The following is a 24650-nucleotide window of genomic DNA, read 5'->3' as shown; positions in this document are numbered from 1 at the left end:
CGCCAGGAGCACAGCTGGGTAGCTAAGTCGGGAATGGATAAACGCTGAAAGCATCTAAGCGTGAAGYCAACCTCAAGATGAGATTTCCCATAGCGTAAGCTAGTAAGATCCCTTGAAGAACACAAGGTTGATAGGTCGGGGGTGTAAGCRTGGTAACATGTTCAGCTGACCGATACTAATAGATCGAGGGCTTGACCAAGTATAGTATTAATTATGTGCAATTTTGAAAGAACAAAATCTTTCAATAAAATGTTCCTCGGTAGCTCAATGGTGGAGCACTCGGCTGTTAACCGATAGGTTGGAGGTTCGAGTCCTCTCCGAGGAGCCATTTTTTTTTTGCAAAAATTTAATTTAAAATAGATTATTTAAGTTATAAATTAATAATTATATTAATTTATAACTTTTTTTGTATTTAGAGAAAATTTTGTTTCATGTAGTATTTTTAGTGTAAGCTATTTGTAATTAAAGAAAGTGTAATATTGTATATAATTAAGAAAGGATAAAATAATATCTTTTTTTATTAACAAAAAACTTTAGTTGTATTGGTATAATTAAAAAGGAACAACGCAATATTATTACATAATTAATGTAATTAAAGAATTTAATATATTTAAATTTAAAAATTATATATAAGGAGTTGAAGAATAGAGATGAAGATTTTATTAGTAGAAGATGAAGAAAGTATAAGAGGCTTTTTAAGAATAAATTTTCAAAGAGAAAACTTTCAAGTTATAGAATGTGAAAGTGGAGAGGAAGGAGTAAGAAAGGCTTTAATAGAAAAACCGGATATAGCAATACTTGATGTTATGTTACCTGGCATGAATGGATTTGAAGTATGTCAAAAGTTAAGAGAAAGTTTTCCTAGAATGGGAATAATAATGTTAACTGCTAAAGGTGAAGATATGGATAAAATAATGGGACTTCAATTTGGAGCAGATGATTATGTTTTAAAACCATTTAATCCACTAGAGATAACTTTAAGAGTAAAAGCATTAATAAGAAGGCTAGAAGGAATAAGTGAAGAAAATAATAGTGATTGTATAGAAGTAGATAACTTTAAATTAGATTTATATTCTCAAAGTTTATATAAAGAAAATATAGAAATAGATGTAACTCCTAAAGAATTTTTACTAATGAAAATATTTATGCAAAACCCAGGAAAAGCATTTACTAGAGATGAATTATTGAATTTAGTATGGGGAATAGACTTTTTTGGAGATCCAAAGATAGTAGATGTTAATATAAGAAGATTGAGATCTAAGATAGAGGATAATTCTTCAAAACCTAAATATATAGAAACTGTATGGGGAACAGGATATAGGTGGAAGAGATAAAGATTTTTTATAAAAAATCCTAAAGTATTATGATTAGAAAAGGATTTAGATGGAAAGGATAAAGCTATATATTACATTATTTAGAAATAGATAAAATATAGATTAAGTAGATATGATTTTAAAAAGTTTAAGATTGTTAATGTATATATAACTGAAAGATAGGAGCATATTTTATGAAGAGTATAAAGACTAGGCTAATGAAAAACTTTTTAGTTCTTTTGTTATCAACTATTATTATAGTTTCAGCCATGTTTTTGATTTTTATTTCTAGATATTATTATCAAAATACAGAGGAAATATTATTAAGTCAAATTAATATATCTGTAGATTTTTATAAAAGATATTTATCAAATGTTAGTCTAGAAGAAAATGTTTATGAAGATGTAGATATATTTTGGAAGCAAACAGATGCTCAAGTTCAAATTTATAACTTAAAAGGGCAATTAATAATGGATTCTATAGGGTTAGAGCCTAAAGATTATAATACACCTTTAGATGTAAAAAGAGCTTTAGAAGGTGATACAGCAAAATGGGTTGGAACAGTTCCAGATTATACTGGTAAAGTAATGGCCATTTCAGAACCACTTAGAAATTCTTCAAATGAAATTGTAGGGGTTATTAGATATATAAGTTCACTTAGAAATGTAGATAACTTTATATTAAATTTCTTTTTAGTATTTTTAGTAATAGGATTAACTGTTTTAGCTATAGGTATAATATTAAGTTACTTCTTAGCTAATAGTATAGTAAATCCAATTACGGAGTTAATAAAAGTTTCTGAACAAATGGCTAAGGGAAATCTGAAAGTAAGAAATAAAATTGTTACTAATGATGAAATTGAAAAGTTAGCGGATAGTCTTAATATAATGGCAGAAGAAATTGAAAATAGGGAAATATTAAAAAATGAATTTATTTCTTCGGTTTCTCATGAGCTTAGAACTCCATTAACATCAATAAAAGGATGGGCAATAACTTTAAATAATGATTTTACAGATAGAGAAACTTTAAAGATGGGATTTGACATAATTGAAAAAGAAGCTGATAGATTAAGTAATATGGTAGAGGAGTTATTAGATTTTTCAAAGTTTGTCAGTGGAAAAATAAAATTAAAATATGAAGAGATAAACCTAAAAGAATTTATAGAATACTTAAGATTATATATGAATCCTAGGGCAGAAAGAGAACATAAAGAACTTATACTAAAAGGAGTCACAGAGGATTTTATAATTGTAGGAGATAAAGACAGATTAAAGCAAGTATTTATAAATATATTAGATAATGCCTTTAAATTTACCCATGAAAATGAAAAGATAATAATAGAGTTTGTGTATGCTGATGAAGGAATATATATAAACATAATTGATACTGGATGTGGAATAAGTAAAGAAGAGTTACCTAGAGTAAAAGAGAAATTTTATAAGGGTAAAAATTCAAAGTCACAAAATGGAATAGGCTTATCTATATGTGATGAAATTATAGCTTTACATGATGGGTCTTTAGAAATCTATAGTGAATTAGGTAAAGGAACAAAAGTTGTTATATATTTACCTAAGAAATTAATTAGGGGTGTTGAGGAGGATTTAAACTAATCAAAAGAGGTGTTTTATGAAGAAAATTTTTGTAATCTTCTTTACTATTATTAGCTTTTTTATGACTGGGTGTTCTCCAAAAGAATCTTTTGATATATCTAAAATAACTCCACCAGAGTCAGATAATATAAAGATATTGGGGGAATGGGAAGTAGTAAGCAAGTTACATGATAGTGATGAAAATAATTCAAGTAGCATAAGTGGTGCTTTTCATTTAGGAAAAGGTGATATTGTAAATATAAGTAAGGATGGCGTAGTTGCAAATGATATTAGCATAGTTAATCCAAGTTTTAAATTAAAGAGGATGGAAAGAGATGTATTTTTTAAAGAGATAGATAACATATCAATAAAAGATGAAATAAAGGATACGATAAAAAGTGAATATATAGATGTAAATTCTATATATGATAGTAATAAAACATATTTAAGTATTATTTCAATTAATGACAGTGAAGCATATTTATTATTATCTGATAATCTTATTAAGCTAAAGAAAGTTTCTGATGTGGTTCCAAAGCAAGCGGTTAAGGAATCAGAAAATGCAGGTATTGCTAATAAGACTAAGAGTGAAAATAGTATAAGTCCTGAGTATTATCAAAAGGATGTAGGAATTTTACTTGGGCTTAAAGAACCTGCACATATAGAAGATGATAATTTAGAAGAAGCTTCTTATAAAACTTTATGGATTTCTGTAATTAATAATGAATTACAACCAGTAATGGTTTTAAATAATTCTCTCTTATTACCAAGAATAAATGGATTCTCTAATATAAGTTTAAGTTCAAGGTTAGATGATGGTAAAATAGAAAATAAACTTAAGGTTACAAGCAAAAAGAAGGATCCTAATGATAAGAAGGAAATAAAAGGTGAAAAGAATACGGCAGGAATATACGAAGAAATAACATTTGTAGGAAATGACTATATAGGATTGGAATCTTATTCTGGAAGTGATGATTTTAGAGGTACTTTTAATGAATATAGTATAATTCCTATTGATACTATGGATACTCATAAGAGTATGGATATAGTAAATCTTTTTGGAAAAGAACAAGAGGGAAATTATAATAAGAGTGAGAATAATGCTATTCAAAAGTATGATATTGATGGAAGAGAGTATTATTCTAAAAATAAATACTCCAATATAACCCTTCAAAGAAAAAATGGTAATTGGCATTTAGAAGGAATATTAAATGAAAAGAATTCATTAGATTATCCTAAAACTTTTGACATAAATATAAATCCAGTTCCTATATTAATAAATTATGATACTTTGGCAGTTCCATGGAGTCAGGTTTTATCTCTTGGAAGAGATGTTAGAGATGTTGTTACAGCACCAAATGGAAAAATAGCCATAACATTAGCTAAAGATAAATTATCAATATATAAAGTTATTGATGGCAGAATTGGTGAAAGATTAGGTGAAATAAATATAAATAACGATGAAAAGATTGTAATGGCTGAATGGGCTGTAGGAGACTATGTAAAGTATTGGGATGAGACTGTTGAAAATGTATATGGGGCTAAGAAAATAAACGAATAGAATATAATAATTTATTATTAAAGTATAAATATTGGACAGTAGATAGTTTGGGGTAAAAAACAAAATTATCTACTGTTTTTTTAGTTTGATGTCTCTAGAAAATAAAAAGGAGCTGAATTATAAAATTCAGCTCTCTTTTTTAATTATTTTTAGAAGTATCATTAGGTATTTTATCTTTAAAATAATCAGCTCTAATCATTTTATCAGATAAATCTAATACATTGCCTACTATTTCTTTTTCTTTATCTGTAAGTTCACCTTTAATTGTTTTATCAGTTAAAACAGCGTAAGATCTCTTAGTGTTTAATAGATTTCTACCTAAAGCTGTATTTTGATATACATTATTATCTACGCCTAATAAATATAAAAGAGTTGGCATTATATCTATTTGACCACCGTAAACATCGTCTTTTACAGGTGTCTTAATGCTTGGATTATAGATAATTAATGGAACTGTATGATTTCCATTGTCTAACCACCAAGATTCAGGATTAGATAGTGATTCTATCTTACTGTTATAGTATTTATGAGGACCAGCATGGTCACCTTCTATTGCAATAACAGTATTATCTAAAAGACCATCCTTTTTCAATGATTCTATGAACATTCCTATTTTAGCATCTGTATAGTGAACACTTTGGAAATATCCTCCTAAAACATTGTCATCAAGTTCAGGGCTAAGTTTTAATTCACGGTATTCCTTTGGTAAATCAAATGGTCCGTGGCTTGTTAAAGTAACTGTAAATGCATAAAATGGTTGTTTTAATTCTTTAATCATTGGTTCAATTTGTCTAAAGTAGCTTCCGTCACTTAATCCAAGTCCTATATTTTCATCACGATCAAATGAATAGTAATCTACAAACTTATCAAAACCTATACCATTTAAACCTTGAGCATAGTTCCAGAAAGAACCTTTATCTGAATGGATAGCAATAGTGCTATAGCCATCTTTTTCTAAGATATTAGGTAATGAGTTATAAGTTGTAGCTGGGTTTCTAAAGAACGTACTTCCTTGTCTTAATGGTAACATAGAAGTATTAACCATTAAGTCAGAATCAGAGCTTGTACCTTCATTAACTTGTTCAAATATATTAGGTAAGTAAATTGAATTATTTAATAACTTATTTATATTTGGAGTTATTTCTTGTCCATCTACTTTTTTATTTATAACAAAGTCTTCAAGGGACTCAACTTGTATTACTATTAAGTTCTTTCCTTTGAACATTCCCTTAAATTGATTATCAGGAAGATTCTCATTTTTGAAATCATAATATTCTTTTATTTTTGCTTCATCATCAGCTGTCATTTTATATGGCTTAGAATTCTTATAAACATTATATATATCAAAAATATGATAACCAATTGGTGAGAAGTATTCTACTGTGTTAGTTGGATCATAGTTACTAAATAAGTATGAATTTTTAACATTTTCTCTCTTTAATACATTAACGTTAAAAGGAACATAGCCTATATAACAAATTGATACAAGTAAAACAATTAAAGTACCTTTCCAATTAGACTTACAGTTTTTAAAGCTTTTTCTAAAAATTATAAAAGCTATTATTAAAACAATAAAGTCTACGAAGAATAATAAGTCATATGGACTAGCCATTGAAAAAATACTATCTCCAAGATTATCTAAGTTAGCAGTTTGTTTTAATAGCATTACTGATGGAACTGTTTGGAATCCTCTAAAATACCAAATATCCATTACGGTAATTAAGGTTATAAATAAATCTACAATTATTAATGAGAAAAATTTACCTTTGTTTTTAAATAAAAAACATATACTTACAAATATTGCTGCAAATGCTATGTAATAATTAATAAAATAAGAAGCTTGTCTATATCCTAAACCAAAATTAAGTGTGTAAAGGTTTTGGTTTAAAGAGAAACCTAAAAAAAGTGCTCCTTTTAAAACTATGGCTATAAGAGTAAATATGTAAAAACCTAGTCTTATTAAAGCATTTTTATTAAGAGACTCCTTAAATTTAGAAAGCCTATTATTTAATTTAACTTTTTCTTGCATTGAAACACCCCTTCTTTTATTATTCAAAGCTGTTAATATTATATCATAAAACAATATGTTCATAGTATGAAGGAATTATTACAAAAAAGTTTAAAAAGAACTTTTTTAGAATAACTTTGATTTTCTCAATTCATAAAAATGTGATATCTTTATAATATAGATTATTTTAAGAGGTGAGGTCATGAAAAAAATAGATTGTTTAGGTATGGCTTGTCCAATGCCAGTTATAAATACAAAAAAATATTTTGATTCAATAGAAGAAGGGGTTGCAGAAGTATTAGTTGATAATGAAGTAGCAAAAAATAATATCTGTAAGTATGCAGAAGGATGTGGATATAATTTTGATGCTTCAGAAAAAGAGGGAAATTATATAATTAAAATAGAAAAAAATGGTGAGAATAAAATAGAAAAGAATGAAGATGACTTTGTAATAGTAGTAGGTACTGATAAATTAGGTCAAGGTAATGATGATTTAGGTGCTATACTTATGAAGGGATATTTATATACATTATCAGAAAGTGATATTATACCTAAGGAACTTATATTCTTAAATGGTGGAGTTAAGCTTACTGTTAAAGGATCAGAAGTTTTAGAATCATTACAAAACTTAGAAAAGCGTGGAGTTAAGATACTAAGTTGTGGAACTTGCTTAGATTTTTATGGAATAAAGGATGATTTAGCTATAGGAGAAATAAGCAATATGTACACTATAGTTGAATCTATGAATACTTCTAATAAGGTAATAAAGTTATAATACTTTTGAGAGGAGAAAATATTTTTAGAGTATGGAGAATATTTTATGTGAGTATGATGTTGTAGTTGTTGGTGGCGGAATAAGTGGAATGGCAGCAGCTATAAAATCAAAAGAAAATGGCATAGGAAAAGTTCTGCTTCTTGAAAGAGAAGATGTTTTAGGTGGAGTTTTAAATCACTGCATACATTGCGGCTTTGGAAAAGAAATTTTAGGAGAAGCTGTTACTGGAAGTGAATTTGTAGAGTATTTAGTTGATAAAGTTTATAAGTTAGGCATAGATGTTAAATTAAATACTACTGTATTAGAGATAACTAAAGATAAAGAAATAAGTTATGTTAATCCAGATGAAGGTATGAAAAATATGAAAACTAGAGCAATAGTTCTAGCTACTGGAAGTAGGGAAAAGTTTAAGGGAAATGTAAGTGTTCCTTTAAATAAATTTACAGGTATATATACTTCAGGAACTGCTCATAGATTTATAAATCTTTATGGTTATCTTCCTGGGAAAAAGATAGTTATAATAGGTTCACATGATAGTGATATGATTGTAGCTAGAAGGCTTATTATAGAGGGAGCTAAAGTAGAAGCCATAATTGAAAGTAAGGATTATTTAAATTCTTCTCAATATATTGTGGAAAATATAATTGAAGCCTTTGATATTCCTGTTAAACTTGGATATACAGTAAATGAAGTTTTAGGTACTGAAAGAGTAGAGGGAGTAATTATAAGTAAAGGTGGAGAAGAGGAAAGTTTTATAAAATGTGATTCACTTTTAATATCAGTTCCATGGATACCAGAAAGTGCTTTAGGTAAAAAGATGGGATTAAGAATATCTAATAGTAGCGAAACTATTTTAGTAAATGAAAACTTTGAAACATCAGAAAGTGGAATATTTGCTTGTGGAAATGTTCTGCATGCCTATGAACTATCTGACTTAGCAACAAAAGAAGGATTTAAAGTTGGAGATGCCATTAAAGAGTATCTTGAAAAGTAATTTTTAATAAGACTAAAATTCAGATTAATATTTAAGTTAATTTTGAATTTTAGTCTTATTTTATGCTTTAAAGAAGGCTATAATTACAAAGAAATATTTGTTTTAGTGAAATTTTCAAAATTTCAAAGGTATAGAATTAAAGATAATTTTTTAAACTCATTCTTACTAAGTTAGATACTAATATATTTCCTTTTATGCTTAAGTGCAATCCATCAGTATAATTTAAAGAATCAAAAGGAAGATTAGAGTTTAAGTCTATAAATAACAAATTGTTTTTTTCACAGAATAAATTTAATTCTCTAGTATAATTCTCTAGCTTAGAATTACATTTTTCATAATCAATAGAAGAATTCCACCTTTTAATAGCTAAATCACCATATATTTTAGGGGGAGATAAAATTATTGGTTTTATGTTAAGTGAATTACAATCATCAGTCATTAACCTTATGTTATCAATAATTGAACTAATAGATTTATTCATTATAATATCATTTGAGCCACACATAATTAAACAAATCTTAGAATCACTTGATTTTAAGATTTCATATATTCTAGATAAAATACCAGTTGAAGTGTCACCATTAACCCCTTTGTTTATGAATTTGTTTTTTTCATCATTTAAAAGAGAAACCCAAGAATTTTCTTGTCCTACACCATAGCCAAAGGTAAGGGAGTCTCCTATACAAATTATATTCATATAATCACCTACATTCTTAGTAAACATTTTTTACAAATAATGGTTGTCCCTTTATTAGCTGTAACAAAATCATTTCCAATAATAGCTTTATTACAAATAGCACATACCTTATTTGAACTTTCTTTATTTATGGAAGAACTTTTTTCTTCTTTATTAGTATTAGTAGTTTTTCTTTTTTTATTAGGTGGTGGTGAATAAAGAAGTTTTTCAACTTTTTCTTCACGTTTATTTATTTCATAATTAAAACTATAAGAACTTTCGCCAAAAAGTTCTAATTCAAATCTAGGATTTTCTTTATCATAAAATTCCTCTGTTATTATTCTTCTTATTTGCATATCATTTATTATTAATCCACTCTTTTCAATTCCATCGAAGATACTTTTTGTTATGTTACCTGTATCGGGATGTCTCTTAGAACTTTTATAATAAACTTTTAACACAGCTATTAAAGATTCTTCTAAAATAACATTAGGATTTTGAATTCTTGCTTCGTAAGCAATTTGCTCTTCATACAATGCATATCTATCATGATATTTTCCAGAATTGGATGGTAAAATTGCTCTACCCTGTGCATTTGATAGCTTGAAATTTGATTTAGTAATAGGTGAGCCTTTTACTATAACTTTTGCGTATGAATTCATAGTAAACCTCCAATCATATGATATAATAATATAGATTATATCATAATGTAACATTATGTATTTACATTTCTTGAAAGTATTTAACAGATAAAGTATAATACTCTATGTTTACATGAAAAATTAAAATTAAGAGGGATAAAAATGGATAAAAAAATTATATTAGCAATAGAAAGTAGTTGTGACGAAACGGCGGCAGCTGTAGTAGTCAATGGTAGAGAAGTTTTATCAAATATAATATCTTCTCAGATAGATATACATACAAAATTTGGTGGAGTAGTTCCAGAGGTTGCATCAAGAAAACACATAGAAGCTATAAATGCAGTAGTAGAGGAAGCCTTAGAAGTTGCAGGAGTAACATTTGATGACATAGATGCAATAGCAGTTACATATGGTCCTGGTTTAGTTGGAGCACTTTTAGTAGGACTTCAATATGCTAAAGGATTAGCATACTCTTTAGATAAACCATTAATAGGAGTTAATCATATAGAAGGGCATATAAGTGCTAACTTTATAGATCATAAAGACTTAGAACCACCTTTTGTTTGTTTAGTTGTTTCAGGAGGACACACTTTTGTAGTCCATGTTGAAGACTATGGAAAGTTTGAAATAATAGGTGAAACAAGAGATGATGCAGCAGGAGAAGCTTTTGACAAGGTGGCAAGAGCCGTAGGATTAGGATATCCAGGAGGACCTAAAATAGATAAATTAGCTAAGGAAGGAAATAGTGATGCTATAAAATTCCCAAAAGCTAATTTCCATGATGATACCTTAGATTTTTCATTTAGTGGAGTTAAATCAGCTGTCTTAAATTATCTAAATAAGATGGAAATGAAAAATGAAGAAATAAATAAAGCTGATGTTGTAGCTAGTTTCCAAAAGGCCGTAGTTGAAGTATTAACTGATAATGCAATAAAAACTTGTAAGATGAGAAAGGCAGATAAAATAGCCATTGCAGGTGGAGTTGCTTCTAATAGTGCTTTAAGAGAAAATCTTCTTAGAGAAGGAGAAAAGAGAGGAATAAAGGTTTTATTCCCATCACCAATACTTTGTACAGATAATGCTGCCATGATAGGAAGTGCTGCATATTTTGAATTATTAAAAGGAAATGTATCTGAAATGAGTCTTAATGCAAAACCTAATTTAAGATTAGGAGAAAGATAGGGGCTGAATTATCAATGAGGTTTATTCCGTACTCAAATGGATTTCATAAAATGAACAAGAATATAGAAATAAAGCCTATGAACGTAATAAGGAACATTTTTATATTTATACTAGCTCTAGTATTTATAGGCTTTGCTTATCAAATGATAGTAAACAAAATTGACAATAGCAAAATAGAACCAAATAGTAAGTACGTAAGAATTGATAGTAAGAAAAATTATTACGATTTCCAAGGAGAAAGTAAACCAACTATAATCATGAGCTCTGATATAGGTTTAGGACTAAGTGAATGGAATAAGGTTCAAGAGCTTATAGAAAAAGAATATGGTTATAGAACATTTTCTTATGATAGACCAGGCTATGGTTTTTCAGAATCAATAAAGGATGATGGCATTAAAGAACAAGCTCAACATCTTAGAATGATTCTTAAAAAATCAGGAATTGGTGGACCATATATACTTGTTGGAGAAGGCTATGGTGGATTAGTAATGTGCAATTTTGCTGAACTTTATCCTGACTTGGTTCAAGGAGTTATTCTTGTAGATCCAATAAGTGAAGAAGCTTTAAGTAAAAATAAAGATTATATGAAACAGTATTCTAGCCAAAAGTTTAGCAGACTTATACAAAAGTATGGTTCATATTTTGGATTAACATCAATAATGAATAAATTCGGTATGTTAAAAAATCCAAATGGTTTAGAGGAAAATTTAAATAATGAAGATCTTAAGGTATATAATACTTTAAGAACTAAAAGTGATTATAATAGTGGGTACTATAGTGAGCTTAAAAATATTTTAGAGCATAGTAGTAATTCACAAAAATCTGGATTATTAAATGGTAAACCTTTGAGCATAATAGTTAATGATAAATCTTTTGCTAAAGAGCAAGAGAGTTTAAAGAAACTCACTTCAGAAAATAAAGTTCAAATAATAAATGCTAAGAATAAGACAGATGTTATACCTTTAGAGAAGCCAGAATTATTTTTAGATAGCATAAGATTTATTCAAGATAATAGTCAAGAAGAGGGGAAATAAACTTAAATATAGTCTAAAATTTAAACATGTTCCATGACACTAAAATGCCATAAATATGACATTGAAATGACACAAAAAATGGTTATTATTAAGCTATGGAAAACAAATGTTTAGGAGGGTATGGACAATGAGTGATTTTAATAAAAAGGATGAAAATTTGAATGACTATTTTGGATTTGATGATAAAGAAAACAAAGATTTAGGCTCAGGTAAAGACACACAAGATAAAGAAAATGTAGAGCTAAATAATGATACGAAGCAAACTGACATAGAACAAACTCAGCACTTAAATATAGATGATAAAATTAATTCAAAAGAGGAAGTTAAACAAGAAGAGAATCCAAAGGTCTCTGATGTAAACGCGAAAAGTTTAAAAGAATCTAATGATAATAGTAAAAATAAAAAAGTAAAGAAAAAGAACGGATTTAAAAGAGGAATAGCTATGATAGCAGGTGCTGTTATAGTAGCTATGCTTGGAGGAGCTATAGGTGCTGGCGGAGTTTATTATGCCTTTAAAAATAGAATACCAGTAAGTACATTAGAGAATACTAGTAATAATGCAGCTAATCCACCAGCATTTAAAGGGGAAGATGGAGCATTAACTGTTCCACAAGTAGTTGAAAAAGTTACACCTGCCGTTGTAGGAGTATCTACAAAGAGCTTAGTGAGAGATCAATTTTTTAATGTTAAAGAGCAAGAAGGATTAGGATCTGGATTCATAATAAATGAGGAAGGATATGTAGTTACAAACTACCATGTTATAAATGGTGCTCAAGAAGTTAAAGTAATATTTTCAGATGGAAAAGAAGTAAATGCTAAGGTTATTAACTATGATGCAGAAAGAGATATTGCAGTAATAAAAATAACAGATGATGTTAAAATGCCTGGAATAGCTCAATTAGGAGATTCATCTACAGTTAAGGCTGGTGAAGAAGTAATTGCTATAGGAAATCCTTTAGGAAAAGAATTTAGTTCAACAGTAACTAAAGGAATAGTAAGTTCACCAAATAGAAAAATGAAGACAGAAAACGGAAATGTATTAGATTATATACAAACAGATGCTGCTATTAACCCTGGTAATAGTGGTGGACCATTAATAAACTCTAAAGGGGAAGTTATTGGAATAAACACTGCTAAAAAAGTTGGTGAAGATATTGAAGGTATAGGATTTGCAATTCCTATAAATGAAGTTAAAACAAGATTAGGTTCATTATCAAAACCAATATTAAAGCTTGGAATTACAGCTAGAACTGTTACTCCAGAATTAGCAAAAGAAAATAAACTAGAAGAGGGAGTTTATGTTGTTGGAGTACAAGAATTTAGCCCAGCAGAAAAAGCAGGATTAAAAATAGGTGACTTAATAATTGAGTTTGGTGGAAAAAGAGTAAAAACTTTAGAAGAATTAAATCAAGCTAAAAGTCAATATAATGACGGAGATTCAGTACCAGTTGAAATAATTAGAGATGGTAAGAAAGTTAACTTAAATCTAACATTAGTTGCTAATTAATTTAATAAAAAGAACTCAGGAAATCTGAGTTCTTTTTATTTTTTATCATCAACTAAATGTAAAATTTTAGATAAAAATGAAATGTATTGAATATAATTAATTGTTAATTATTGTATTTCCTTATAAAATAATAGTATATGGTTTTTAAAATTTAAAACTATATAGTGTAAAGGAAAATATATGGCATAAGCAAAGAAAGGTATTAGGGGGATTAGATATGAAGAAAATAGTATTGTTATGTACATTAGGAATGTCTACATCTTTATTAGTTTCTAAAATGAGAAAAGCTGCAAAGGAATTAAACATTGATTGTTCTATAACTGCAATAGGTGAATATGACATTAAAAACTATGAAAAAGAAGCAGATATAATAATGTTAGGACCTCAAGTAAGGTATTTATTTAATAGGTTAAGAAAAATAGTTGATAGTGATATACCAATAACTCTTATAAATAGTGGAGATTATGGCACTATGAATGGTAAAAAAGTTTTAAATCAAGCCTTAGAATTAATAGAAAATAAGAATTTATCAATAAATAATTTATAATAACTTTAAAATAATCGATCGTATAATAAGTCTTTTTAAGAGGTTTTTATGCGATCTTTATTTATATATTTAATAAATTGAAAATTTAAAGATATATATATTGAATTGAATAAGTTCGTAAAATATACTAAAAAAATAATAAGGTTTTAAGGAGGAGAGTATTTGGAGAAATTAGTTCTTGGTATAATAGGTATTTTCTTTGTAATTAGTGGATTTGATTACATAAATAATAATAAATTAGGATTGGGAGATAAATTTAAAGAGGGTATGATATCCATGGGATCAATAGCTATATCCATGGTAGGTATATATTCTCTTTCACCTTTAATAGGAGAAGGCATAGGATTCTTATTAACTCCAATAAGTAATTTTATAGGAATTGATTCATCTATATTTCCATCAATGTTTTTAGCTGTAGATATGGGAGCCTTAGGAATTGCAGAAAGTTTATCATCAAATATTCACATGTATTGGATTTCTGGGGTAATAATAGCTTCGACTTTAGGGGCTACCATAAGCTTTTCTATTCCCTTAGCTTTAGGAATTATAGAGGAGAAGTATCTTGAAGATCTAACAACAGGTTTATTATATGGAATAATGACTTTACCTATAGCTCCAATAGTTGCAGGTTTATGTTTAGGAGTTGATATTAAATTATTAATATTTAATATTTTACCATTAATAATATTTGCTATATTATTAGCAGTTTTTATGAATAAGTTCAAAGAGAAGACAGTAAAATTCTTTATTAAGTTAGGTAAGCTTATACAACTTGTCAGTATATTAGGACTTTTAGTTTTAGGATTTTTATCTATTGTAGGAATAAAGCCTATAGGAAGTATTTTACCTATAGATGAGGCTTTAAGTGTGGTTGGGAAAATAGCAATATTTTTAGGAGGAGCATATCCTTTAATTAATTTTATAACAGAAAAGTTTTCAAAGGTTTTAAGTAAAATAGGAGAAAAGATAAATATAGATGAGTTTTCTATTGCGGCTTTTTTAGGAACTCTTGCTTCAAATATAATATTATTCCAAAGTTTTAATAAGATGAGCTCTAAGGGAAGAATAGCCTTAACTGCTTTTAGCGTAAGTGGAGCCTTTGTAATTGGAGGACAGCTAGGTTTTGTATCTCTTAAGACACCTGAGATTATAAATATTTATATAGCATCAAAATTAATAGCTGGTATAACTGCCATGGTTGTAGTTTTAATAGTACATAGAAAGACAGAGGAAAACATAAATGATGAAAATCAAAATGAAGAGAATATTCCAGTTTTAGAATCTTAATTTTTTTAGGGTAAAGTCATATAGTTTTTTTAAAATAAACATTTAATTAGAACATAGCTTTTTATTTAAGAGAAATATTAATTTTAATAAAAAGCTATGTTTTAATAATTTATATAAATTTTTGTTTAATTTGCTATTTTAAATGATTTATCACGTAATTTAAAATTATTTTTTAGTCCCTTTGATATGAAGATTTCTTTAGATTTAGTTACAAAAATACCTTCTATTTCAGGAAGTGATTCAATTAACTCTAAGCCATCTGAAAGGCCCATACCAAAGGTTGAGGTTGAAAGGGCATCACCATCTATAGATTTTGAAGAAACTATGGTTACAGAAGCTAAATTATTATCATAGGGATATCCAGTTTTAGGGTTTAAAATGTGATGATATTTAGTATTATTAATTTCTAAATAACGTTCATAGATTCCAGAGGTAACTACTGATTTATTACATATACTTAAAGTTCCTAGGGGAGCACCTCTGTTTTCAAAAGGATTTTGTATTCCTATTGTCCAATTTTCATTTTTATTTTTTTCCCCTAGGGCAAAAATATTGCCACCTAAATCAATAATAGCTTTAGATACACCTTCATCTATTAATATATCTGAAATAACATCTGCTATATATCCCTTAGCTATAGCACCTAAGTCTAAAACCATATTTTCTTCTTTTAAAAATACAGTACTATTTTCTTTATCTAAAATAATATTTTCATAATTTATTAATTTAAGAGTATCTAATATTTCATTATCATCAGGAACTCTTGCATCTTCACTTCCTATTCCCCATAGCTTAACTAAAGGCCCAATAGTTATATCAAAGTTTCCTTTAGAAGCTTTAGAGTATTCTAGTGATTTTTCTATTATGTCAAAGGCGGTTTTGGTAACCTTTACTGGTTCTATGCCAGACTTCTCATTTATTTTATTAATTTCAGAGTTTTGTATATTTAAACTTAACAATGATTCAATTTCACTTATTTTATTAAATGCCTTATCTATGATTCCTTCATCAAATTTATCATATAAAGTTATATTAACTATTGTCCCCATAAAAAAACTAGATTTGCTTATAGGTTCTTTTTTTATGGAGCATCCATTTAAAGTGAAAGTTAAAATCATACATAGAAAAATACAAATATGTCTTAAGTTCTCCATTTTACCCTCCCAGAAATAAGATAATATGTTTTACTTAGTCTACTAAAGTTGCTTCGGTTTTTCCCTCCTCAGCATTCTTTAATATTTTCTCAGCTAATTTTTTAAATTGATTAGAAGAGCTTGTTGCTCCTGTAATAACATCTATGTCAGAAGATTGTTTTTCTATTAAGGCTTTTTCAAGTTGAGGTTCATATTCAGCAGGTCCAATTCCTGAAACCCCTGTCATTTTTTCATTATAATCTTTATCTTCACGTTTTATAGCATTAGTTTCACCATTAAATTCATTATATTTTGCTTCAGTTATTTTACCATCTGAAACTTTTATGCTTAGTTTAGCTTTATAGCCATGGTCATCAGCCTTAGCAGTTTCTACAGTATAGTCCCCATCTTTTAACTTAGAGTTGTTTGAAGCTCCACAAGCAACAAAGCTAGAAGCTACTAGGGTAGATAGTATAAGAGCAAAAAATTTCTTTTTCATAAATTCCTCCTAAATAATTTTGTTACTATAAATATACTTTCTATGATTGAAAAAATTCCTTAAAGAGCAATAAAACAAATAATTTTAACTTTAAAATCATATATACATAATAAGGAACTGTTAATATGGGAGAGTTTATTATGAAAAAGTGGGATTTGATTATAATTATAGTTTTAATAATACTATCTTTAATGCCTATTAGATTTCTTATTTCAAGTAATAATAATGTAGATTTAAAAAGAGTAATTATAAATGTTAATGGAGAGGAATATGAAACCTTAGAGCTTAAGGAAAATATTAATGAGATTATTAAAATTGAAGAGGGATTAGGAGTTAATGAGATTTGTATAAATAAAGGGCAGGTATATATGAATCATTCAAATTGTACAGATAAAGTATGTATGAGACAAGGAAAGATAAGTAGGATAGGAGAAAGTATAGTGTGTCTACCTAATAGGGTTTTTATTGAAATTAAAGGTGATGAAGAAGGAGAGTGCATATTATCTTACTAAGAAATTAAGTTTAAATCAAAAAGCTTAGGATTTAAATTTTATAATACTATAGAATTTTAGTAACAAAATTTAGTATTTAATAAAATAGAATTCTAATAAGGTGCAACAGATAAGATGAATAAGACAATGCGGTGTTTAATAAAATAAAATTCTAATTGGAGTATTAATAATTAAAAAGGGGAGTTATATATCATGAAGACTAAAAAGTTAATTTATATAGGGGTATTAGTTGCACAAGCTTTAGTTTTATATATTTTTGAAAGTATGATACCTATGCCTTTTATTACTCCAGGAGCAAAGTTAGGATTAGCTAATTTAATAGTGGTTATAGGACTATATACCTTAGACAATTATAAAGAATGCCTATGGTTAATATTTTTAAAATTAATTTTATCAACCCTTATTATGGGTTCAGTTTCTACATTTATTTTTGGATTAGGAGGAACAATTTTAAGCTTCTTAGGAATGATTTTAACTAAAAATATATTAAAAGAAAAGGTATCGGCTATTGGAGTTAGCACTGTTGGGGGAGTATTTCATAATTTAGGACAATTAATTGTTACAGCTATTGTAATTAAAAATATAGGCATATTAAGTTATCTTCCTTTTTTATCTATAGCAGGTATAGGAACTGGCATTTTTATTGGAATAACAGCTAACTACCTATTAAAGCATATGAAAGCTTTAAATAACTTAGATTATCATAGAAACATGGCAAATTAAATTGATTTTAGGAAAAATTATAAAGTTATCAATTAAAATATCTTTATGAAAATAAAAACTTATAAATAATATTAAGATAATATTTAAATGAATTTTAGACATTAAGCTAGTTTATAAAATAATTGTTCTTTAAATTAAACTTTAGACTTTCAGTTAAAATTCATTAATTCTCATAATATATTTATAAGTTTTATTTATTAACTATAATTTTTGAAAAAATAAATTTTTATGCTTTTATCAATGAGTTCTTAGAGATTTCTATTACCTTTTTATATACCTCTAAGGTTTTCTTAGCTGTTTTTTCCCAAGTGAATTCTTTGCTTCTTTCAAAACATAGATTTTCTAAATTATTTCTAAGTTTTGAATCATTTAATAGATTTTCTAGTTTTGAAGATAATTCCTTAGGATTATTTGGATCAACTAAGCTTTCTTTAAATGGAACCACTTCAGGAATAGAAGTTATATTTGAGGTTAAAACGGCAGTCTTACAACTCATAGCTTCTAAAGGAGGTAAACCAAAACCTTCATATAGAGAAGGATAAACAAAGAGGGTAGTTGCATTATATAAGGTTGGTAAATATTCATCTTCTATAAATCCAGTAAAAATAACCTTATCTTTTATAGGTAAACTTTCAGTATAGGCCTTTAATTTTAATCCCTCGTCTCTTAATCCACCTACAATTAGAAGTTTATAATTTTCATCAATATTTTTATTAATATTGTTAAAGGCATCAACTAGTCCTCTAACATTCTTTCTTAAGCTAAAGCCACCTATATACATAATAAATGGTCCATTAAAATTAAATCTCTTATTAACATCAAATAGGCATTTTTCCTTATCTAAAGGTTTATAATTTTCATTAGCTGCTAGTGGAGTTACAAAGATATTTTCAGCAGGAAAGTGTGGAAAAAATCTTAGAATATCACTTTTAGAGTATTCTGATACAGTGATTACTCCTGTTGAATTATCAATTATTTCAGGCATACTTTGAAGAAATTTTTTTAAGTAACCTTTACCAACAGTTTCAGGTAAAATGTAAGGAATTAAGTCATGAATAGTAACTAATTTTGCAAAGTTTCCTTCAGAAGAAAGTCCAAGTCCATTTTGAGGAAGGTGAAGCAAATCTATATTTTCTTTTATTCCATAGGAAGGTATATAGTAATCTTCAAAAAAACGTTGATGTTTTCTAGAAGACATTATTATTTTAGTATTTTCAGTTTCAAACTCAGGTATTTTTTTTCCAGAGCATAATAAATCATAAGATGAATCCTTATCTAATTTTAATATGTTTGTTAATAGGTTATATGTGTATGTTCCTATACCTGTCCCTCTATACCAAGTTGCACCTCTTGCATCTATTAAGTTATACATTAAGATTCCACTCCTTAGAAAAATAATCATTATAATTAATAATATTAATAAATAATATAAAATGTGCATGTAACAAGAAGAATTTAAGGAACATATACTAATTAAAAAGTGAAAGTAGGAGTAAGTTTATGGAACATGATTATATAAAGGATAAAATCTTACTTAACTATGGTATAGAAGTCAAAGAAGTAATAAAAGTGAAAAACACATATAAAGTTATAACCAGTGATGAGGAGTATTGTTTGAAGGTAATAAAGTATCAATATCCTCATTTTTATTTTATAGTTTCTGCTCAAAAGCATCTTATGAAAAATGGTTTTAATTCAATTCCTAAAATATTAGATACTATTGATGGAAAAGATTATGTAAAGCTAGGTGATAAATTAGCTTACTTAACTCCTTGGGTAAAATGTAGAGAATGTGATTATAAAAATAAGTGGGATTTAAGCTTAGCAGCGAAAAAGCTTAGTGAACTACATAATAGTAGTGAAGGGTTTGTTATAAATAGAGATCTTAAACCTAGAATAGCATGGGGTAAGTGGTATAAGATCTTTGAGACAAGGGGAGAAGAAATTATTGATTTTAAAAAAAGAATATATCAGAAAGCATATATGTCAGACTTTGATAAGTTATATCTTTCTATTATGGATGAGGAGTTAAAAAGAATTGAAAGAACACTTTCTCATATAAAAACTAGTGGATATTTTGACTATATGAAAAAGGAAGTTAAAAAATTAGGCTTTTGTCATCATGACTATGCAAATCATAATGTGCTTTTATTAGAAAATAATGAAATAAATATAATAGACTTTGATTACTGTATTTTAGATTCTCACTTACATGATTTAAGTAGCCTATGCATTAGAACAATGAAAGAGGGGAGATGGGACTTAAATTTATTTAAATATATAATAGAGAGTTATTCAAAGAATAAAGAAGTAAGAAATGAAGATTTCCCTATTATGGCTTCTTTTATTGAATTTCCTCAAGCTTATTGGCAATTAGGACTTCAATATTATTGGGAACAACAGCCTTGGGAAGAAGAACATTTTTTAAAGAAACTAGGTAAATACGAAAAAGATAGAGAGTTTAGACAGAACTTTGTTGATGAATTAAGCAATTTTACTTTGAGGTGATTTAAATTTGAGTGAAAAATTAGAATTGTTTTTAAAGAAAAATAATATAGAGGTATTACCTAGAAAAGAAATAGAAAGAGAAAAAAGAGAATTAAGATTTTATGATCTAGTAGAGTATTTAAATACACTAAGTGATATTCACAAAGAATTTTTAAAAGAGGAGAATAGGATAAGATTTAAATTTAGAAATGAAGTGTGGAAACAGGTTCAAATTTTTAAACTTTGGAGTAGAAGAGTAGAGAGATTAGAAGAAAGTAATAAATTGATTAATAAGGCCTTAGATGCCTCAAAAAAAAGCTTAGAATGTATTTATAATATTAATTATAAAGAGCTTATAAGAAGAGCTATGGAAAGGGAAGAAGTATGTATTGGTAGGATATATTATGAAGTTAAGAATGGGGAGAAAAGGATTTTTATAAAAAATACAGAGGATATAAAATTTAATATGGTGGAAGAGGACTATTATAACTACTTAAAAAAGATAAGAGGAAACTATAAGGATGAATTAAAGGATTTACTTCTTGAAGTAGTAGAGAAAGAAAGCTTAGATTTTAAAAGTTATGTTTATATAAACTCATTGATTCAGTATCCATATAATTCAATGAGGTATTTGCAAAATAATTATATAAAGAATTTAAAGATTAAAAGTAATGAATTAGAAGAATTATTAGTTAAAGATTATCTTATATAGTAGGGGGAGAGGTTTATGAATAAGATTAGATATAAAGATGAGAAATATTTATGTAGATATGATTTAGATATTAAATTATTTGAAGCTTTAGGACTAGATATATTTGATTTAAGACCAAATAGAAATGTCTTTTTATTAGATACAAAGCAAGGTAAGAAGATTTTAAAGATGATAAATTATGATGATGACAGATTAAACTTCATAATCCATTCAACAGAGTACTTAAGGGAAAGATATGATGGTATATTAAAAATAAATAAGCTTCCAAATGGAGAGTATAGATTCAAGTGGAAGGGAAATGATTATATATTGTTAGACTACTTTGAAGGAACTGAATTTAATATAGCTAATCCAATAGAATTAGAAATCATAACAGAGGCAGTAGCTAAACTTCATAATGCAGGAATGGGCATTCAAGAGGCCGATTCAAAGGAAATGAATGAAAAAAATAGTGAACTTTTTAAGTTAAAAGATTATTTTATAAATAGCAAAAAAGATTTAGAAAAACTAAAGGAAATAGTAGGGAGCTATAAGTATAAAAACGAATTTGATGAAATTTTTATAAAAGAAGTTGATTATCATTTAAGTGATATAAAAGTTTGTATAGATTTATTAGAAAAGAGTAAATATGATGACTTATGTAGAGATAAAGAAAAAATAACTTTATGTCATAATGATCTTGCCTATCATAATATATTATTTAATCAAAATGAGGTAAGTTTTATAGACTTTGATTATTGCAATATAAATTTAAGGGTTATAGACTTATGTAATTTTATAATTAAGAGTATAAAAAGATTTGGATTTAGTTTAGAAATGTATGATTCTATTATAGAAAAGTATGATAAGTTAAATAACTTATCAAAGGAAGAAAAGGAGTTAATATATATATATTTAAGATTTCCTCATGATTTTTATACTGTTTCAATGCAATATTATTATAAATTAAAGGATTGGAAATATGAGTCCTTCTTAAATAAATTAGAGAGAAAATTAGAATACACAAAGGAAAAGGAAATTTTATTAAATAATATAAATAAATAATATGAATCAAGTAAAAGGTACTGTATAAAATAACTAATAAAACTTATAAATTAATTTTTAGAATTAATAAATTCTCTTAAAGTCTATAAGTTTTATGTTTGAGTTTCTTATACAGTACCTTTTTATTTTAAAATAATAAATTTTTTATAAGACATATTAAAACTAAATTTTAGGGAGTATATTTTTAAATTAAGAAGAAATATGTTTATAGATTTCAAGTGTATTATAAGCAGTTTTTTTCCAATTAAATTTACTTGAGTGAGTTATACCTTTGTAAATCATAAGAGAATAAAATTTAGGGTTATTTAATAAGATTAGGATATTTTCCTTTATTTCATCAACATCATAAGGATTAACTAAAAGGGCAGCATCTTGGCATACTTCAGGCATTGAGGTTAAATTAGATGCTATTACAGGAGTACCACAGGCCATACATTCTATAGGCGGTAATCCAAAGCCTTCATAAAAAGAAGGATAAACTAATGCTTTACTGGCACTATAGAATATAGGCATATCCTCTATAGGAATAAACCCAGTAAAAATAACGGATGAAGTTAGATTTAACTCATCCACTTTCTTTCTGTAAATTTCATATGAAGGTCCCTTAGTTCCTATAATGACAAGCTTTAAATCTCTTTTATAAGAATTTTTTACTAAGTTAAATGCCTCTATAAGTCCTAAAATATTTTTTCTAGGGCTAAAACCCCCTACATATAATAAAAAATCTGTATCTATACCATAGTGTTTTTTTAGATATTGAGATGAGTGAAATTTATTTAATGGGGCATATATTTCTTCAGCAGCCAAATGAGTAACAAATATTTTTTCTTTTGGATAAGAAAAAGTTTTACTTATATCCTCTTTAGAAAATTTAGAAACTGTAATAATTCCATCTGATTTATCTAAAATATTTTGTATATTTGAATTAAAAATCTTTAAGAATGTATCACTAACTGTATCAGGCATTTTCATAGGTATAATATCATGTAGGGTAATTACGGTCTTTATATCATTAGGTTTTGAAAAGCCTATACCGTTTTGAGGAATATGATATATATCACCTATAATATTTTCTTTAGGATTTTGAGTATTTATAAATTCCCAAAAGTTTTTTTTATCATTTGTACTTGAAGATAAATAATTAAAGTTATTTTTTTTAGGTAATTTTAGAGAGGAAGATTCAGGAGTAAGTATATTATATTCATTTAAGAAATCTATTTGGTGTAGATTATTTATTATTTGATAAGTGTAGTTACCAATTCCAGTACCACGGTATGAGGTAGCTGCCCTTCCATCAATACATATTTTCATAGCATATGTCCTTTCAGTATAAATATATATTATTATATTTATATATAGAATAAAATGTTAATAAAACACCAGGTTGTTACATATAAATATGGTAGGGGGTGAATAGATATGATGAGAGAGTTTGAAATAGAAAGACAATTTGATATTAAAATAGAAAAATTAAAACCTAATAAGGGTGTATATTATTTAAAGAGTAATAAGGGTGACAGGTGTTTAAAAAGGATAAACTATGGAACTCAAAAACTTCTTTTTGTTTATGGAGCAAAAGAGCATTTGGCTAAAAATGGATTTAAAAATGTAGATAGATATTTCTTAAATATTGAGGATGAACCTTATGCTCTAGTAAATGAGGATTTATATACTCTTTCAAATTGGATAAAAGGAAGAGAGTGTGATTTTACTAACATAGAAGAGGTTAAATTAGCTGCTAAAAAGTTAGCTGAATTACATGAAGCCAGCAAGGGGTATGATCCACCAGAAAACTCAAAATTAAAAAGTGATTTAGGAAGATGGCCATATCTTATGGAGAAGAGAGGCAAAGCCTTAGAAAAAATGAGAGGAATGGCTAGAAAGAAGAATTTAAAAAAAGATTTTGATATTATTTATATAAAAAATGTTGATTTTTATAAGGAGTTAGCAATAAGAGCCACAAAAATATTAAATAATTCAAAGTATTTAAGTTTATGTGAGGAAGCAGAGGCTGAGAAAGTATTTTGTCATCATGATTATACTTATCACAATATAATAATTGGAGACGATAATGAAGTGTATATAATAGACTTTGATTATTGTAAAAGAGAAATAAGAACATATGACATAGCTAACTTTATGAAGAAAGTTTTAAAAAGAGTTGACTGGAATATTGAATATGCAGAGGCCATAATAGATGCTTATAATACAGTAAGTCCGTTAAGAGAAGAAGAGTATGAGGTATTATATGCATACTTATTATTCCCACAGAGGTATTGGAGACTTGCAAATAGATATTATTATAATGAAGTTATGTGGGGACAAAATATTTTTATAAATAAAATAAACAACATAATTAATGAGAAAGAAAGTTATATGAAATTTATTGAAGAATTTAAAAGTAAATATAATCAAGTTGGATAATG

General features: G+C 27.1%; 23 protein-coding genes, 1 tRNA gene and 1 rRNA gene. 18 read left to right on the top strand and 7 right to left on the bottom strand.

The annotated features are described in order from the left end of the window. The 5 genes from ACYUCG_RS09650 to ACYUCG_RS09630 all read left to right on the top strand — a co-directional run. Positions 1 to 199, top strand: a 23S ribosomal RNA gene (locus tag ACYUCG_RS09650); the annotation flags it as partial. A 54-nt stretch (positions 200 to 253) separates the two neighbouring features. Next, positions 254 to 328 (top strand) — tRNA-Asn (locus tag ACYUCG_RS09645). 322 nt (positions 329 to 650) lie between these two features. Then, positions 651 to 1334: a response regulator transcription factor gene (locus ACYUCG_RS09640; protein WP_060795475.1), complete on the top strand. Its 684-nt coding sequence runs from the start codon at positions 651 to 653 to the stop codon at positions 1332 to 1334. 173 nt (positions 1335 to 1507) lie between these two features. Next, the gene (locus tag ACYUCG_RS09635) at positions 1508 to 2923 is read left to right on the top strand and encodes a sensor histidine kinase (RefSeq protein ID WP_240298776.1); all 1416 of its coding nucleotides are present in this window, start codon (positions 1508 to 1510) and stop codon (positions 2921 to 2923) included. 16 nt (positions 2924 to 2939) lie between these two features. Continuing rightward, positions 2940 to 4463, top strand: coding sequence for a hypothetical protein (locus ACYUCG_RS09630; protein WP_460268508.1), 1524 nt, complete (start codon positions 2940 to 2942; stop codon positions 4461 to 4463). A gap of 139 nt (positions 4464 to 4602) precedes the next feature. Here ACYUCG_RS09630 and ACYUCG_RS09625 read toward each other — a convergent pair whose 3' ends face one another. Further along, positions 4603 to 6492 carry an LTA synthase family protein gene (locus ACYUCG_RS09625; RefSeq protein WP_415319035.1) on the bottom strand — a complete coding sequence of 630 codons (1890 nt, stop codon included), beginning with the start codon at positions 6490 to 6492 and terminating at the stop codon, positions 4603 to 4605. 181 nt (positions 6493 to 6673) lie between these two features. Between ACYUCG_RS09625 and yedF the strand changes: the two genes are divergently transcribed. Beyond that, positions 6674 to 7246: a sulfurtransferase-like selenium metabolism protein YedF gene (yedF, locus tag ACYUCG_RS09620; protein ID WP_460268507.1), complete on the top strand. Its 573-nt coding sequence runs from the start codon at positions 6674 to 6676 to the stop codon at positions 7244 to 7246. 31 nt (positions 7247 to 7277) lie between these two features. Then, positions 7278 to 8240, top strand: coding sequence for an NAD(P)/FAD-dependent oxidoreductase (locus tag ACYUCG_RS09615; RefSeq protein ID WP_240298773.1), 963 nt, complete (start codon positions 7278 to 7280; stop codon positions 8238 to 8240). Between the two features lie 136 nt (positions 8241 to 8376). Here the strand turns inward: ACYUCG_RS09615 and ACYUCG_RS09610 are convergent, their stop codons facing one another. Together ACYUCG_RS09610 and ACYUCG_RS09605 are read right to left on the bottom strand one after the other, a co-directional pair. Further along, the gene (locus tag ACYUCG_RS09610) at positions 8377 to 8937 is read right to left on the bottom strand and encodes an SGNH/GDSL hydrolase family protein (protein ID WP_423777038.1); all 561 of its coding nucleotides are present in this window, start codon (positions 8935 to 8937) and stop codon (positions 8377 to 8379) included. An 8-nt stretch (positions 8938 to 8945) separates the two neighbouring features. Further along, positions 8946 to 9578, bottom strand: a complete 633-nt coding sequence (locus tag ACYUCG_RS09605) for a RusA family crossover junction endodeoxyribonuclease (RefSeq protein WP_003471106.1) — start codon at positions 9576 to 9578, stop codon at positions 8946 to 8948. A 141-nt stretch (positions 9579 to 9719) separates the two neighbouring features. Between ACYUCG_RS09605 and tsaD the strand changes: the two genes are divergently transcribed. The 5 genes from tsaD (at position 9720) to eutH (ending at position 15114) form a co-directional block, all read left to right on the top strand. Next, on the top strand, positions 9720 to 10739 hold the full coding sequence (gene tsaD / locus ACYUCG_RS09600; RefSeq protein WP_003452273.1) for a tRNA (adenosine(37)-N6)-threonylcarbamoyltransferase complex transferase subunit TsaD: 1020 nt from the start codon (positions 9720 to 9722) through the stop codon (positions 10737 to 10739). Between the two features lie 14 nt (positions 10740 to 10753). Continuing rightward, positions 10754 to 11773, top strand: coding sequence for an alpha/beta hydrolase (locus tag ACYUCG_RS09595; protein WP_060795490.1), 1020 nt, complete (start codon positions 10754 to 10756; stop codon positions 11771 to 11773). Positions 11774 to 11900: 127 nt separating this feature from the next. Beyond that, complete coding sequence (locus tag ACYUCG_RS09590) at positions 11901 to 13280, top strand: S1C family serine protease (protein WP_240298770.1); 1380 nt, start codon at positions 11901 to 11903, stop codon at positions 13278 to 13280. Positions 13281 to 13497: 217 nt separating this feature from the next. Continuing rightward, positions 13498 to 13827 (top strand): PTS sugar transporter subunit IIB, encoded by a 330-nt coding sequence (locus ACYUCG_RS09585; protein WP_060795494.1) that lies wholly within the window; start codon positions 13498 to 13500, stop codon positions 13825 to 13827. Between the two features lie 162 nt (positions 13828 to 13989). Continuing rightward, positions 13990 to 15114 carry an ethanolamine utilization protein EutH gene (eutH, locus tag ACYUCG_RS09580; RefSeq protein WP_460268506.1) on the top strand — a complete coding sequence of 375 codons (1125 nt, stop codon included), beginning with the start codon at positions 13990 to 13992 and terminating at the stop codon, positions 15112 to 15114. 125 nt (positions 15115 to 15239) lie between these two features. Here the strand turns inward: eutH and ACYUCG_RS09575 are convergent, their stop codons facing one another. Together ACYUCG_RS09575 and ACYUCG_RS09570 are read right to left on the bottom strand one after the other, a co-directional pair. Then, positions 15240 to 16268 carry an FAD:protein FMN transferase gene (locus tag ACYUCG_RS09575; RefSeq protein WP_460268505.1) on the bottom strand — a complete coding sequence of 343 codons (1029 nt, stop codon included), beginning with the start codon at positions 16266 to 16268 and terminating at the stop codon, positions 15240 to 15242. A 34-nt stretch (positions 16269 to 16302) separates the two neighbouring features. Continuing rightward, the gene (locus ACYUCG_RS09570; RefSeq protein WP_240298766.1) at positions 16303 to 16746 is read right to left on the bottom strand and encodes an FMN-binding protein; all 444 of its coding nucleotides are present in this window, start codon (positions 16744 to 16746) and stop codon (positions 16303 to 16305) included. Between the two features lie 140 nt (positions 16747 to 16886). Between ACYUCG_RS09570 and ACYUCG_RS09565 the strand changes: the two genes are divergently transcribed. Both ACYUCG_RS09565 and ACYUCG_RS09560 read left to right on the top strand, forming a co-directional pair. Continuing rightward, complete coding sequence (locus tag ACYUCG_RS09565; RefSeq protein WP_460268504.1) at positions 16887 to 17258, top strand: NusG domain II-containing protein; 372 nt, start codon at positions 16887 to 16889, stop codon at positions 17256 to 17258. 192 nt (positions 17259 to 17450) lie between these two features. Further along, positions 17451 to 17981, top strand: a complete 531-nt coding sequence (locus ACYUCG_RS09560; protein WP_003457337.1) for a Gx transporter family protein — start codon at positions 17451 to 17453, stop codon at positions 17979 to 17981. Between the two features lie 226 nt (positions 17982 to 18207). Here ACYUCG_RS09560 and ACYUCG_RS09555 read toward each other — a convergent pair whose 3' ends face one another. After that, entirely contained in the window at positions 18208 to 19353 is a 1146-nt protein-coding gene (locus ACYUCG_RS09555; protein ID WP_460268503.1) for a glycosyltransferase family 4 protein, read from the bottom strand. 128 nt (positions 19354 to 19481) lie between these two features. Here ACYUCG_RS09555 and ACYUCG_RS09550 point away from each other — a divergent pair, with 128 nt between their 5' ends. Genes ACYUCG_RS09550 through ACYUCG_RS09540 form a run of 3 tightly spaced genes read left to right on the top strand, consistent with a single transcriptional unit; the run spans position 19482 to position 22224 of the window. Next, positions 19482 to 20489, top strand: a complete 1008-nt coding sequence (locus ACYUCG_RS09550) for a CotS family spore coat protein (protein WP_460268502.1) — start codon at positions 19482 to 19484, stop codon at positions 20487 to 20489. Between the two features lie 7 nt (positions 20490 to 20496). Continuing rightward, complete coding sequence (locus ACYUCG_RS09545; protein WP_460268501.1) at positions 20497 to 21180, top strand: hypothetical protein; 684 nt, start codon at positions 20497 to 20499, stop codon at positions 21178 to 21180. Between the two features lie 15 nt (positions 21181 to 21195). Then, a complete protein-coding gene (locus ACYUCG_RS09540; RefSeq protein ID WP_283681893.1) occupies positions 21196 to 22224 on the top strand; it encodes a CotS family spore coat protein in 1029 nt (342 codons plus the stop codon). A gap of 189 nt (positions 22225 to 22413) precedes the next feature. Here the strand turns inward: ACYUCG_RS09540 and ACYUCG_RS09535 are convergent, their stop codons facing one another. Continuing rightward, a complete protein-coding gene (locus ACYUCG_RS09535; RefSeq protein ID WP_283681891.1) occupies positions 22414 to 23535 on the bottom strand; it encodes a glycosyltransferase family 4 protein in 1122 nt (373 codons plus the stop codon). Positions 23536 to 23643: 108 nt separating this feature from the next. Between ACYUCG_RS09535 and ACYUCG_RS09530 the strand changes: the two genes are divergently transcribed. After that, positions 23644 to 24648 carry a CotS family spore coat protein gene (locus tag ACYUCG_RS09530; protein ID WP_060795516.1) on the top strand — a complete coding sequence of 335 codons (1005 nt, stop codon included), beginning with the start codon at positions 23644 to 23646 and terminating at the stop codon, positions 24646 to 24648. Positions 24649 to 24650: the final 2 nt, after the last annotated feature.

This window comes from Clostridium sp. CTA-17 (assembly GCF_054767895.1).
Note: the sequence above shows the minus strand (reverse complement) of the source record. Positions and strands in the feature narration are given on the sequence as shown.